Below are 13,571 nucleotides of genomic sequence, written 5' to 3'. Positions count from 1 at the left end.
CAAAAATGCCAATAATACGAAGTTAATAACGGTGCGAGCCACACAGGCAGTCGTAATTAGCAAATTAGCAAATTTGAGAATTAGCAAATGAGAAATGAAGTGTAAAAAGTTTTTATAAGAAGGAAATAAGATTGAAAATCGAAGGCTATTTGAAGCTAAGACGGACAAATGACGGTGCGAGCCACACAGGCAGATAAAGAAAAGACGAAGGAAAGACGAAGGAAAGACGAACAAAGAACGAAGGAAAGACGAACAAAGAACGAACAAAAGACGAACAAAAGACGGTGCGAACCGCACGGGCAGATAAAGGAAAGACGAAGGAAGAGTCAATTTAAGAGGGACTCATAGCGGAACATAATAGAAAATATACTATTGTAAGAATACTAATAGACTTTTATATACATCAAAAACCAATGAAAAAATTTGATAAAGAAGTGTACCTAAAATGGTACGAGGATATGCTTTTTTGGAGGAAATTTGAAGATAAACTCGCTGCAGTTTATATTCAACAAAAAGTAAGGGGGTTCTTGCACCTATACAACGGTCAAGAAGCGGTAGCTGCAGGTTGTTTGCACGCTATTGACCCTACCAAAGACAAAATGATTACTTCTTACCGTTGCCACGTACACCCCATAGGTTTGGGCGTAGACCCTAAACGTATTATGGCTGAATTGTACGGTAAAGGTACAGGTACTTCTCACGGTTTAGGAGGCTCTATGCACATCTTTTCGAAAGAACATCACTTCTATGGTGGTCACGGTATCGTAGGAGGACAGATTGCATTGGGTGCTGGTTTGGCTTTTGCCGATAAGTACTTCAATAGAGAGGCGGTTACACTTACCTTTATGGGTGATGGTGCGGTGCGCCAAGGAGCTTTTCACGAAACAATGAATATGGCTATGTTGTGGAAATTGCCTGTGGTTTTTATTGTAGAAAACAATCACTACGCAATGGGTACATCGGTGGAAAGAACTGCTAACCACGTGGATATTTGGAAGCTCGGGTTGGGTTACCAAATGCCTTGCCAACCCGTAGATGGTATGCACCCTGAAACAGTAGCCGAAGCGGTGTATGAAGCAGTAGAACGCGCTCGCCGTGGAGAAGGACCAACTTTGCTTGACATTCGTACTTATCGTTATCGTGGACACTCAATGTCGGATGCGCAACACTACCGTACTAAAGAAGAGGTGGAAGAGTACAAAAAACAAGACCCAATCACCAATGTACTTGCGGTTATCAAAGAGAAGAAATATGCTACCGATGCTGAGTTAGAAGCTATCGACGAACGTGTGAAAGAACGTGTGGCTGAGTGTGAGAAATTTGCAGAAGAATCACCTTATCCAGAAACACATATTATGTATGATGTGGTTTACGACCAAGAAAATTACCCTTTCTTGCCCAGTAGATTATAATAAAAAGGAAACACTAATTAAATATAACAACATAAATGGCAGAAATTATTACTATGCCACGCTTGAGCGACACTATGGAAGAGGGTGTTGTAGCAAAGTGGCTTAAAAAAGTAGGCGATAAAGTAAATGAAGGCGATATCTTAGCAGAAATCGAGACGGATAAAGCTACGATGGAATTTGAATCATTCCATACAGGAACCTTATTGTATATAGGTTTAAAAGAAGGAGAAAGTGCTAAAGTAGATACCTTATTGGCTATCATAGGTAAAGAGGGTGAAGATATTTCGGCACTTATAGCTGGAGGAGCTCAAGCATCGGCTCCTAAAGCTGAAGAAGCAAAACCTGTTGCTGAGGTAACTACGGCTCCTGTTGCTGGTGCTACTATACCAGCAGGAGTAGAAGTGGTAACAATGCCTCGACTCAGTGATACAATGACGGAAGGTACTGTGGCTTCTTGGCTCAAAAAGGTAGGTGATACTGTAAAAGAAGGTGATATCTTAGCTGAAATTGAAACCGATAAGGCTACAATGGAGTTTGAATCATTTTATTCAGGTACTTTATTGTATATAGGTCTAAAAGAAGGAGAAAGTGCAGCAGTAGATTCATTATTGGCGATTATAGGCCCTGCGGGTACTGATGTAAACGCAGTTTTGGCAGCCGTGAAAGCTGGCGGAGCTTCAACTTCGGCTCCTGCAACTCCTAAGGCTGAAAGCAAACCGGCTGAAACAGCCACATCAGCCACTACTTCGGTAGCTAATGCAAACGACCGCGTATTTGCTTCTCCTTTGGCTAAGAAAATAGCACAAGATAAAGGTATTAACCTTACTGAGGTGAAAGGAACAGGTGAAAACGGACGTATTGTAAAGAAAGACGTAGAAAACTTTACACCAAGTGCTAAGGTTGCTACCGCTACTACGGCTACACCTGCAACCGCTACCGCAGCTATCCCAACTGTAATTCCTGTGGGAGTGGAAGTAACAGAAGAGGTGAAAAACTCACAAATGCGCAAAACGATTGCGAAACGTTTGGCAGAGTCTAAATTCACTGCACCTCACTACTATTTGGCAATAGAAATTGATATGGATAACGCGATGGAATCTCGCGCTCAAATTAACAATTTGCCAGACACCAAAATATCTTTCAACGATATGGTAGTGAAAGCCTGCGCAATGGCACTTAAAAAACACCCTCAAGTAAATACTTCTTGGAAAGGCGATACAACCCTTTACAACAAGCACGTGAATGTAGGGGTGGCTGTGGCTATTGAAGATGGCTTGGTAGTACCTGTTATCAAGTTTACGGATACTTTAACGCTTACTCAAATAGGCGCCTTGGTAAAAGACTTGGCTGGTAAGGCACGCAACAAGAAACTTACTCCTGCCGAAATGGAAGGAAGCACTTTCACCGTGTCAAACTTGGGTATGTTTGGGGTAGATGTATTTACTTCTATCATCAATCAGCCTAACTCTGCTATTCTTTCAGTAGGAGCTATTGTTGAGAAACCTGTAGTGAAAAACGGACAAATAGTAGTAGGTCACACTATGCAAGTAACTCTTGCTTGCGACCACCGTACTATCGACGGGGCTACTGGAGCTCAATTCTTACAAACACTCAAAGCTTATATTGAGAATCCTGTAACAATGCTCGCATAACGAGTGTTGAGGACAGCATATTACAAAAGGGTTGCCTATGTGGGTAGCCCTTTTTTGTTATGAGAATAGATGAAAAAAGTAATAATGCAATAGATTGATAATTAATGTAATAAAAAGAAGAAGGTAAAATAATAATCGATTTCTTTACGAAAGATTTTGAAAGTATAGAAATTTTATTTATCTTTGCTATAAGAAAACAAAAAAAATAATTGCAATGAGTGTATTAGTTAATAAGAATTCAAAAGTAATAGTACAAGGTTTCACAGGAAGCGAAGGTACTTTTCACGCTGAACAAATGATTGCATATGGCACTAATGTGGTAGGAGGAATTACCCCTAATAAAGGAGGTCAAACACATTTAGGAAAGCCAGTGTTTAACACGGTAGCTGATGCTGTGAAGGCAACAGGAGCTGATGTATCTATTATTTTCGTGCCACCCGCTTTTGCAGCTGATGCTATTATGGAAGCTGCTGATGCAGGGATAAAAGTAATTATTACTATTACAGAAGGGATTCCGGTAGCTGATATGGTGAAAGTAGCAGCCTACATAAAGAATAGAGATTGCCGCTTGGTAGGGCCTAACTGTCCGGGAGTGATTACGCCTGAAGAAGCAAAAGTAGGCATTATGCCAGGTTTTATCTTTAAGAAAGGACACGTGGGGATAGTTTCGAAATCAGGGACACTTACTTATGAGGCAGCTGACCAAATTGTAAGACAAGGATTAGGAATTACTACAGCTATTGGTATTGGAGGAGACCCTATTATTGGTACTACTACTAAGGAGGCTGTAGAATTGTTGATGAATGACCCAGAGACTCATTGTATTGTGATGATAGGTGAAATAGGTGGACAGTTAGAGCCAGAAGCAGCCCGATGGATAAAAGCCAATGGTAATAAAAAGCCTGTAGTTAGTTTTATAGCAGGTGAAACAGCTCCTAAAGGAAGAACAATGGGACACGCCGGGGCTATAGTAGGAGGTGCTGATGATACTGCTGAAGCTAAAAAACGTATTTTACGCGAATGTGGTGTTCACGTAGTAGATTCGCCTGCTAAAATAGGGGAGAAAGTAGCTGAAATAATGAAAAAATAGCATTTGTTAATAATTTATGAAAAAACTAATACTTATTGTTTTGTTTAGCACTATTATTTCATTTTTTAATTCATTATTTGCACAAAAGAAACTTCAAGATGTAGATGTATTTAAAAGAAATCCTTCTGAAGTAATCTCGTTTGACGATGCACGTACTGAAGCTGAGAAAATATTACAATACCTAATACAAGAACAAATTATACCAGGAGCCTCTGTAACTGTAGCCAAACAAGGAAAAATAATATGGCAAAGAGGTTATGGATATGCTGATATTACCAAAAAGACAACTATTGACCCTAAGAATACGCTATTTAGGGTAGCGAGTATGTCGAAAGCTATTACAGGAATGGTATTGGCTAGACTGCAAGAGCAAAAGAAGTTTGACTGGAATACTTCAATTTATGAATATATACCTGATTACCCGCAAAAGCCTTTTGATTTTACCGTGAAACAACTTGCAGGACACTTAGCAGGCATACGCACTTATAGGGCTAATGAATATACTTTAAATAAAGCTTACAGTATTGAACAGGGAGTGAATTTATTTAAAGATGACATATTACAGTCGGCACCAGGAACAAAGTTTTTGTATAGTAGCTACGGTATAAATTTGATTTCATTGGCTATAGAAAAGTGTTTGAATGAGAAGTTTGAGAATGTGGCTAAAGAGGAAGTGTTTAAGCCTTTAAATATGTGGCGCACTTTCCCTGATAGAGGAAAAATAATTAAAGACGAGGCTACACCTTATTCAAGGTCTAAAAAAGGAGGACTCACCAAAGCTCCTGATGTGAATAACTACTTTAAGCTGGCAGGAGGAGGCTTTCTTTCTACTTCTAACGATATTGCTAAAATGGGAATTGCTATAGAGCGCCATAATTTTCTTTCTCAGCCTATAGAAAACGAGATGCTAAAAAAGCAATGTACTTTTGATGATACTGAGGTGAGTTATGGTATATGTTGGCAAAACCAGCGAGACTGGAATGGGCGTGATTATTTTGGACACACAGGAATGGGAGTGGGAGGTTACGGTTGGCTATCAGTATACCCAAATGAGCAACTGGTAATTGTATTGCTGTTTAATGTAACTGACCCGCAAATTAATATCTACTTACAACGCTTAACCGACTTTATTATTGAAGGGGCAGAGCGTATTCCTAATCAGTATTAAAAAATCCTTTTGTGATATCTTTGGTATCACAAAAGGATTTTTTAGAAATGAAAATTGATTAACAAAATTCATTATAGGCTTGTTGGAGATTTTCAGCGATAGCTTCAGCCATTCTACCTTCGATATGATGGCGTTCCAACATATGCACTAATTCACCATCTTTAAACAGAGCTATACTAGGAGAGGAGGGAGGAAAAGGAAGCATAAAGTTACGAGCTTCTTCAGTAGCCTCTCTATCGACCCCAGCAAAAACAGTGGTAAGATGGTCGGGTTTCTTAGCGTTTTGCAAACTGTAGATTACTGCAGGGCGCGCATTACGGGCAGCACAACCGCATACAGAGTTTACTACCACTAGGGTAGTACCTGCTCTTTTCAATGCTTCTTTTACAGCCTCAGCTGTTTTTAATTCTTCAAAACCAACCGCTGTTAGTTCTTCTATCATTGGTTTTACCAATTCAGGTGGATACATAATACTTCGTTTTTAAAATTGGGGACAAAGGTACTAAAAAAAATTATATTACTAATTATTTTGCCAATTGGATTTAATGTAGTACTTTTGAGCCATTAACTAATATTATTTTAAATGGCAAAAATTACGACTGCTCAAGAAGCCTTAAAGGTTGTAAAGAGTGGTGACTTTGTTTATATTCACGGAGGCGCTGCTGTACCTGAAATACTTGTAGATGCTCTTGTAGAGCGTTCATCAGAACTACGCAATGTAAGTATAGGGCACATTCACATTGAGGGAGACGCTCCTTATGCTGACCCTAAATACAAGGATAGTTTTTATGTAAATTCTTTTTTTCTGTCGAGGAATGTGCGAGATATTATGAAAAATGGGAATGGTTCCTATACCCCTATTTTTTTAAGTGATATGCCTTTATTATTTGATAGGAAGCACGTTAAAGTGGATGTAGTGCTTATACAAGTATCGCCTCCTGATAAGTTTGGTTTTTGTTCTATGGGTGTGAGTGTAGAGGCTTGTAAATCGGCGATACGCAATGCAAAATATGTGATTGCAAAAGTAAACAAGCAAATGCCTCGTACTTACGGTGACGCCCTTCTACATATTGATGAAATAGACTTCTTAGTGGAACACGATGCTCCTATCTTCTCATTGCATCTTACAGAACCTGATACTATTGAAAAACAAATAGCCCGACATATTGTGCCTCTTATTGAGGACGGTAGTACATTGCAATTGGGTATTGGTAACATTCCTAATGCTACTTTGGGAGAGATGGGACACCTAAAAAACTTAGGTATTCATACAGAACTGCTCACAGAAGGAGTGCTTGATTTGGTGAAAAAGGGCGTGATTAATGGTTATGAAAAGAAGATAGACAAAGGCAAGATTATAGCTTCGTTTGTGATGGGAACACAAGAGTTATATGATTTTATTGACAAAAATCCATCAGTGGAAATAGCTGAAGCTTCGTATACTAATGAGGTGTCGGTGATACGTCAGAACCCGAAAATGATATCTATCAATTCAGCAATAGAGGTGGATCTTACAGGACAGGTATGTGCTGATTCTATTGGAACGGCTATTTATTCAGGATTTGGTGGACAGATAGACTTTGTAAGAGGTGCAATGCTTAGCGAAGGAGGAAAATCAATCATTGCGTTTCCTTCGACCACAAACAAAGGAGAGAGCAAGATTGTGCCTTTTCTCAAACAAGGGGCAGGTGTGGTAACCACTCGTGCTCACGTGCAGTATATCGTTACTGAATATGGTGTGGCTGAGCTTTTTGGCAAGAATTTATGTGAAAGGGCTAAGGCATTGATTGCAATAGCGCACCCTAACCACCGTGAAAACTTAGAGAGGAGTTTTATGATGAAGTAGGGTAGTACGAGCCGTACAGGCGGGGGTAATTAGAGAATTCGAAAATGAGAGAATTGGAAAATTTGGAAAAGAGGAAATATTATCAGTTTATTGAACTTTGCCAAAGTTTGAGATGAAAAAGCGATGTGTTGGGACGGTTAGGAGTATTCGGAAGGAAACGGAGAAGAACGGAAGAGTGTATTGAGGTAAAAGGTAAAAAATAAGCCGTAAGAGAGGTGTGGTTAGCTTATAGAAAGCTTATAGGAAGCTTATACGAATCTTGGACGATTGGTATAGAAAGGGTGTATAAATAGTTGATTCATAATATAATACAACAATGCAAAAAATGTTAAAAACGGAGTTTCGATACGAAATAAAAAGGAATAGATGATAGTCCTTAGGCACTAGGTAATAGGGGGAGTGTGACGGTAAAGACGGAGTAAAGAAGAAAGTAAGAAGGAGGTAATTTTTATGGCACACCTATTGTAATACATAGGGAGCAATGTACATTTTGTAGTATATAAGAAATTGATTTTAAACTGTATAGATATAATGAGGGTATTTATATAGACAAGTGATTGCTGACAAAATGGCATATAGTAACGATCTAAATATGAATATAGGAAATTTTGACAGCCTTTTGGCTGAACATATAGACGAAGATACAGAGTTCATTCCGCTTCTTACTTTGGAAGATGAAGAAGAGATAGAACGCGAACGCATACCACACGTGTTACCTATTCTTCCCTTGAAAAACACTGTGTTATTTCCAGGAGTAGTAGTGCCTATCAGTGCGGGGAGAGATGCGTCTATTCACCTTATCAACGAGGCATATGCTACTACTAAGACTATTGGTGTTGTAGCTCAATTAGACGAGAAGACCGAAATACCCGAGGGTAAAGACCTCTTCCGTTTTGGTACGGTAGCCCGTATTCTCAGAGTTTTGAAAATGCCTGACGGCAATGTAACTATTATCATTCAGGGTAAAAAGCGCTTCGAGATAGAGAGTATTGTAGAAGAAAAGCCGTACATCAAAGCGATGATAAAAGAGATGCCGGATGTGAAACCCGATGCGAACGATAAGGAGTTTGAAGCGACTATTGAAGCTGTGAAAGACCTCTCTATCAAGATTGTGCAAGAAAATCCGAATATCCCTTCGGAAGCGGCTTTTGCTATTAGGAATATAGAGAGCACATCGTTCCTGATTAACTTTATATCGTCCAATATGAATGCTACTGTTTTGGAAAAGCAAGGCGTATTGGAAATTGATGAGCTGAAAGAGCGTGCTACGGCTATCTTAAAATATTTGAATATCGACTTGCAACGCCTTACCTTGCGTAACGAAGTACAGTCGAAAACGCGTATTGATATCGACCAGCAACAGCGTGAATACTTCTTGCACCAGCAGATGCGCACCATTCAGGAAGAATTAGGAGGCGTGTCGTACGAGCAAGAGATGGAAGAGCTGAAAAAGAAAGCTAAAACCAAGAAGTGGGACGACAAGATAAAAGAGCTCTTTGAAAAGGAATTGAGCAAATTGCAACGTACCAATCCTAATAGTCCAGATTATGGCATTCAGCGTAATTACTTAGAAGTATTATTGGAATTGCCTTGGAATGAGTATTCTAAAGACAACTTTGACCTAAAACGCGCTCAGAAAATTCTTGATAAGGAACACTACGGATTAGAAGAGGTGAAACGCCGTATCATAGAGTATTTGGCGGTGCTTAAACTCCGTAATGATATGAAATCACCTATCTTGTGCTTCTATGGACCTCCTGGGGTAGGGAAGACCTCCTTAGGACGCTCTATTGCCAAGGCTTTGAGCCGTGAGTACGTGCGTATGTCGTTAGGAGGTTTGCACGATGAGGCAGAGATACGCGGTCACCGCAAAACCTATATCGGGGCAATGCCGGGGCGTATTTTGCAACAGCTTAAAAAAGCTAAGACCTCTAATCCTGTATTTGTATTAGATGAGATAGATAAATTAGGAAACAATAGTTACCAAGGCGATCCTTCTTCGGCTATGCTAGAAGTGCTCGACCCTGAGCAAAATAAAGAGTTTTACGACAACTTCCTCGAGATGGGGTACGACCTTTCTAAGGTGATGTTCATCGCTACTGCGAACGACCTTTCGACCATACAGCCTGCTTTGCTAGACCGTATGGAACTCATCAACGTAACGGGTTATACCATAGAGGAAAAGACCGAGATAGCTAAACGCCACTTATTACCTAAGCAACTCAAAGAACACGGTATGAAAACTACTGACTTGCAATTAGGCAAAAAGGAAATAGAACATATTGTGGAAGGTTATACTCGCGAATCGGGAGTACGCGCTTTGGAAAAAGAAATAGCGAAAGTAGTGCGCTACGGAGCTAAAAACTTAGCAATGGAAGAAGCCTATGACCCTAAACTTACCATAGAGACCATAGAAAAAATATTGGGACCTGCCCGCTTAGAACGCGATAAATACGAAGATAACGAGGTAGCTGGCGTAGTTACTGGATTGGCGTGGACGAGTGTAGGAGGAGATATTCTGTTTATAGAATCTGCCTTATCGAAAGGTAAGGGGGTGCTTAATATCACGGGTAATTTAGGTCAGGTGATGAAAGAATCGGCTACTATTGCTTTGGAATACCTAAAAGCCAATGCTGAGCGCTATAACCTCAATGTGAAACTCTTTGATAGTTACGATGTGCATATACACGTACCCGAAGGGGCAACCCCTAAAGATGGCCCGAGTGCGGGTATTGCGATGCTTACCTCACTAATGTCGCTCTTTACTCAAAAAAGAGTGAAAAAACACTTGGCAATGACCGGAGAGATTACTTTGCGTGGAAAGGTACTACCGGTAGGTGGACTTAAAGAGAAGATTTTGGCAGGGAAACGCGCAGGTATTAAAGAATATATTTTGTGCAAAGACAACGAGAAAGATATCTTGGAAATCAAGCAAGAATACCTTAAAGGACTTACTTTTCATTATGTAACGGATATGGAAGAAGTGATACGTTTGGCAATTACCAATCAAGATGTAAAACACAAAAAAGTTTTAACCTTTGAGTAATAATTAGTACTTTTGCACTTTCATAAGATAAAGAACAATGAATAAAAATCAAGAAGAAGATATATTAGGAGATAACCATATAGCAACTTCGGCAGTTACACCACTTAGAGCAGATGCTTTTCAGATGAGTGAAACCGAAAAGATAGCGGAAATAGAAACTCACGTACGTGCTATTTTGCATACTTTGGGAATGGATTTAACCGATGATAGTTTGAAAGGCACTCCCAGACGTGTAGCTAAGATGTTTGTAAAAGAGATTTTTGGAGGCTTATTACCAGAGCGCAAACCTTCGATGTCTACTTTCGAGAACTCTTACCATTATGGTGAGATGTTGGTAGAGAAGAATATTGTAGTGTATTCCACTTGTGAACACCACTTGTTACCTATTGTGGGGCGTGCTCACGTGGGCTATATTTCTAACGGTAAAGTGTTAGGGCTTTCGAAGATGAATCGTATTGTAGAGTACTATGCGAAACGTCCGCAAGTGCAGGAACGTCTTACGATGCAAATAGTACAAGAGATGCAACGCGCTCTCGGTACCGAAGATGTGGCTTGTATTATAGATGCCAAACACCTATGTGTGAACTCTCGCGGTATAGAAGATATTGATAGCAGTACGGTTACTGCTGAGTTTGGTGGTAAATTTAAAGACCCTGAGGTAAGAAAGGAGTTCTTAGAATATATAAAATTAGACACGAGATTCCATTAAACTAATGTAAGTTTGATGTAAGGAGGTGATGTTGTGCCTCAGAACGCTGTAGCACCGCAGGTAATAGAAAATAATATTTGTTATATTGAGCAGATGTTAATTAAAAGAATAAAATACCCCTAAAAGTTTAGATACTTTTAGGGGTATTTTTTATGAATAAAGATTTTAGGAGAGGGAAAGGTAAAGAATAGTAGTTTAAATATTGAATTTTAAAAGTTTATAGATGAAATAGGGGGCTATTTTTTAGCTGTGAAATAGGAAGATATTATACGTAAATTTCATATGTTGAGCTAAAAAAAAGGAGTAGATTATTTTAAATCAAAAATAAATTTGTATATTTGCACCTAATTTAATAAAACTAACTAATATTATTTATATGTCAAACGACATCCGCATTCGAAAAGGGTTAGACATACACTTGGAAGGCGAAGCTGATAAAACTACACAACAGCTTCCGCTTGCCTCTTTGTATGGTATTAAACCCAGTGATTTTCATGGTGTTATTCCTAAGCTTTTATTGCGTGAGGGTAATGAAGTGAAAGCAGGTGAAGCACTATTCTTTTCAAAGAGTGATGAGCGTGTTTTGTTCCCTTCTCCGGTAAGTGGTACCATTAAGGAGATTGTACGAGGTGAGCGTCGTAAAGTGTTGGAAATACACATTGCGCCCAGTCAAGAACAAACCTTCAAAGACTATGGGAAGAAAGACGTAGAAGAGATGCAGGGTGAAGATATTAAGGCACACCTCCTTTCATCAGGTTGCTGGCCTTTTATCAAACAACGCCCTTATGACGTGATTGCCAATCCCGACGGGAAGCCTAAGGCTATCTTTGTGTCGGCTTGCAAAACCAATCCGCTCGCTCCCGATTACGACTATGTGCTCAAAAGAAAAGAGCAAGCACTGCAAACCGCTCTTACCGCCTTAGCTAAACTCACCACAGGGAAAGTACACGTGTCCGTTTTCAAAGACAGCTCGTTGTCACCTTTCCGCAACCTTAAGGGCATAGTGGTGCACAATGTGTCAGGACCTCACCCAGCAGGGAACGTCAGTACACAAATTGCCCAAATCAGTCCGATAAACAAAGGTGAAGTGGTATGGGTAGTAACGCCTCAAGATTTGGTGGTGATAGGAGAACTCTTCTTAACAGGTAAAGTGAACCTCACCCGTACAGTAGCTCTTACAGGTTCGCGCATTGAGAAACCTCACTATGTTACAGCCCTTGCTGGAGCTCAAATCAGTGGCGTCGTGGGTAGCCAGGTAAAAGACGTGGCTGCAACCCGTATTATTAGCGGTGATGTGCTTACTGGTACTAAGGTGAGTGAAACAGGCTTCTTAGGTTTTTACGACGACCAAATTACAGCAATTCCCGAAGGAAATGATTATGATTTGTTCGGTTGGGCAAAACCAGTAACCAACAAGATTTCGCTTACACGTTCGCTTACTTTCTCGTGGTTGAACCCTAAGAAAAAGTACGACCTCAATACCAATACCAATGGTGAACAACGTGCTTTTGTGGTAACAGGTATGTACGAAGAGGTTTTCCCGTTGGATATTTATCCGATGCAACTGCTTAAAGCCTGCTTGTATAAGGATTTGGACGAGTTGGAAAACTTAGGAGCTTACGAAGTAGCACCAGAAGATTTTGCACTTACTGAATTTGTATGTGTATCTAAACAACCACATCAGCAAATTATCAGAGATGGACTTGATTTAATGATGGCGGAATTAGGTTGATTCATATAAAAGTAAGTAAACAGTTTTAAATAATTGAAATATGTCTAATTATTACAAACCTTCAGGGAAGTTTTCACCTATATCATTTGTGTATTTCATATTAGTATGTACAATAGTATTGCCTATATTGGCAACTATTTATGCGTACTTAATATGGTATATTCCAATTATATATCTTAACTTCTTAGTAACATTTGGTTTTGGTTTTGCTATAGCCTTTACTGTTGGTTATTTAGTAGTTAGATTGGGTAAAGTACGTAATTATGGCTTAGCTATTTTGTTTGCTCTCATAGCATCACTTGTTGCTTATTATCTGCAATGGGTAGTATGGGCTGATTTGGCTATCAATACGAGTGAAGTGTATGGTAATAAGCAAATAGGTGTAGCCGTAAGTAATGTGCAAATTGAACAATTGCTGTACTTATTAGGGCATCCATCAGACCTTTTTGGATTGATAGGACTTATCAATGAAGAAGGGACGTGGGCTATAAAGGGGAATACTGTGAGTGGAGTTTTCCTTACCATTATTTGGGTAATTGAATTCTTAGTAATTGTGATTATGGGAATAGTTGCCTCTGTAGGTAGAGCTAAAGAGCCTTTTAACGAGCTTGCAGATGAGTGGTTTAAAGAAGAAGAATTACCTGCTTTTTCTTATATAGAAAATGTAAGTGACTTTAAACAACAAGCTGAACAAGGTAATTGGGAACAACTTTTTACAGTTATTCAAAGAGGTGATAAAGGAACTAACCATAGTGTTTTTACCTTATATACCTCGGCTAATGAGTATTATCTTTCAGTTTCTAACGCTACAGCAAAAAAGAATAAGAAAGATAAGATAGAGTTTGATACCGAAGATTTTATAAAATATCTCAGTATTGATAAAACTGTTTATGACTTATTGAAAAGTAAAATCTAA

General features: G+C 39.3%; 10 protein-coding genes. 9 read left to right on the top strand and 1 reads right to left on the bottom strand.

What is annotated here, in order from left to right:
* The first annotated feature begins 413 nt into the window (after nucleotides 1-413).
* The 4 genes from pdhA (at nucleotide 414) to HMPREF1321_RS00730 (ending at nucleotide 5,322) form a co-directional block, all read left to right on the top strand.
* Complete coding sequence (gene pdhA / locus HMPREF1321_RS00745; protein WP_002672792.1) at nucleotides 414-1,412, top strand: pyruvate dehydrogenase (acetyl-transferring) E1 component subunit alpha; 999 nt, start codon at nucleotides 414-416, stop codon at nucleotides 1,410-1,412.
* A gap of 35 nt (nucleotides 1,413-1,447) precedes the next feature.
* Entirely contained in the window at nucleotides 1,448-3,064 is a 1,617-nt protein-coding gene (locus HMPREF1321_RS00740) for a pyruvate dehydrogenase complex dihydrolipoamide acetyltransferase (protein ID WP_009420951.1), read from the top strand.
* A gap of 214 nt (nucleotides 3,065-3,278) precedes the next feature.
* Nucleotides 3,279-4,154: a succinate--CoA ligase subunit alpha gene (gene sucD, locus HMPREF1321_RS00735; RefSeq protein WP_002672787.1), complete on the top strand. Its 876-nt coding sequence runs from the start codon at nucleotides 3,279-3,281 to the stop codon at nucleotides 4,152-4,154.
* Nucleotides 4,155-4,170: 16 nt separating this feature from the next.
* The gene (locus HMPREF1321_RS00730) at nucleotides 4,171-5,322 is read left to right on the top strand and encodes a serine hydrolase domain-containing protein (RefSeq protein WP_009410209.1); all 1,152 of its coding nucleotides are present in this window, start codon (nucleotides 4,171-4,173) and stop codon (nucleotides 5,320-5,322) included.
* Between the two features lie 58 nt (nucleotides 5,323-5,380).
* Here the strand turns inward: HMPREF1321_RS00730 and HMPREF1321_RS00725 are convergent, their stop codons facing one another.
* Complete coding sequence (locus tag HMPREF1321_RS00725) at nucleotides 5,381-5,791, bottom strand: BrxA/BrxB family bacilliredoxin (protein ID WP_009418093.1); 411 nt, start codon at nucleotides 5,789-5,791, stop codon at nucleotides 5,381-5,383.
* Nucleotides 5,792-5,905: 114 nt separating this feature from the next.
* On the opposite strand from HMPREF1321_RS00725, the gene HMPREF1321_RS00720 reads away from it, so the two are divergent.
* The 5 genes from HMPREF1321_RS00720 (at nucleotide 5,906) to HMPREF1321_RS00700 (ending at nucleotide 13,571) form a co-directional block, all read left to right on the top strand.
* On the top strand, nucleotides 5,906-7,168 hold the full coding sequence (locus tag HMPREF1321_RS00720; RefSeq protein WP_009420929.1) for an acetyl-CoA hydrolase/transferase family protein: 1,263 nt from the start codon (nucleotides 5,906-5,908) through the stop codon (nucleotides 7,166-7,168).
* A 592-nt stretch (nucleotides 7,169-7,760) separates the two neighbouring features.
* A complete protein-coding gene (gene lon / locus HMPREF1321_RS00715; protein ID WP_009421019.1) occupies nucleotides 7,761-10,214 on the top strand; it encodes an endopeptidase La in 2,454 nt (817 codons plus the stop codon).
* A gap of 37 nt (nucleotides 10,215-10,251) precedes the next feature.
* Nucleotides 10,252-10,923, top strand: coding sequence for a GTP cyclohydrolase I FolE (gene folE / locus HMPREF1321_RS00710; protein WP_009410213.1), 672 nt, complete (start codon nucleotides 10,252-10,254; stop codon nucleotides 10,921-10,923).
* Between the two features lie 376 nt (nucleotides 10,924-11,299).
* On the top strand, nucleotides 11,300-12,655 hold the full coding sequence (locus HMPREF1321_RS00705; RefSeq protein ID WP_009421004.1) for a Na(+)-translocating NADH-quinone reductase subunit A: 1,356 nt from the start codon (nucleotides 11,300-11,302) through the stop codon (nucleotides 12,653-12,655).
* A gap of 40 nt (nucleotides 12,656-12,695) precedes the next feature.
* Entirely contained in the window at nucleotides 12,696-13,571 is an 876-nt protein-coding gene (locus tag HMPREF1321_RS00700; protein WP_009420953.1) for a hypothetical protein, read from the top strand.

It is taken from the genome of Capnocytophaga sp. oral taxon 412 str. F0487 (assembly GCF_000271925.1).
GTDB lineage: Bacteria > Bacteroidota > Bacteroidia > Flavobacteriales > Flavobacteriaceae > Capnocytophaga > Capnocytophaga ochracea.
This window is presented reverse-complemented; position numbering and strand designations above follow the sequence as displayed.

What these genes read in the sequence shown, in the direction of transcription:
- pdhA (WP_002672792.1), top strand. Translation starts at nt 414, where the DNA reads ATGAAAAAATTTGATAAAGAAGTGTACCTAAAATGGTACGAGGATATG.
- HMPREF1321_RS00740 (WP_009420951.1), top strand. Translation starts at nt 1,448, where the DNA reads ATGGCAGAAATTATTACTATGCCACGCTTGAGCGACACTATGGAAGAG.
- sucD (WP_002672787.1), top strand. Translation starts at nt 3,279, where the DNA reads ATGAGTGTATTAGTTAATAAGAATTCAAAAGTAATAGTACAAGGTTTC.
- HMPREF1321_RS00730 (WP_009410209.1), top strand. Translation starts at nt 4,171, where the DNA reads ATGAAAAAACTAATACTTATTGTTTTGTTTAGCACTATTATTTCATTT.
- HMPREF1321_RS00725 (WP_009418093.1), bottom strand. Translation starts at nt 5,791, where the DNA reads ATGTATCCACCTGAATTGGTAAAACCAATGATAGAAGAACTAACAGCG.
- HMPREF1321_RS00720 (WP_009420929.1), top strand. Translation starts at nt 5,906, where the DNA reads ATGGCAAAAATTACGACTGCTCAAGAAGCCTTAAAGGTTGTAAAGAGT.
- lon (WP_009421019.1), top strand. Translation starts at nt 7,761, where the DNA reads ATGAATATAGGAAATTTTGACAGCCTTTTGGCTGAACATATAGACGAA.
- folE (WP_009410213.1), top strand. Translation starts at nt 10,252, where the DNA reads ATGAATAAAAATCAAGAAGAAGATATATTAGGAGATAACCATATAGCA.
- HMPREF1321_RS00705 (WP_009421004.1), top strand. Translation starts at nt 11,300, where the DNA reads ATGTCAAACGACATCCGCATTCGAAAAGGGTTAGACATACACTTGGAA.
- HMPREF1321_RS00700 (WP_009420953.1), top strand. Translation starts at nt 12,696, where the DNA reads ATGTCTAATTATTACAAACCTTCAGGGAAGTTTTCACCTATATCATTT.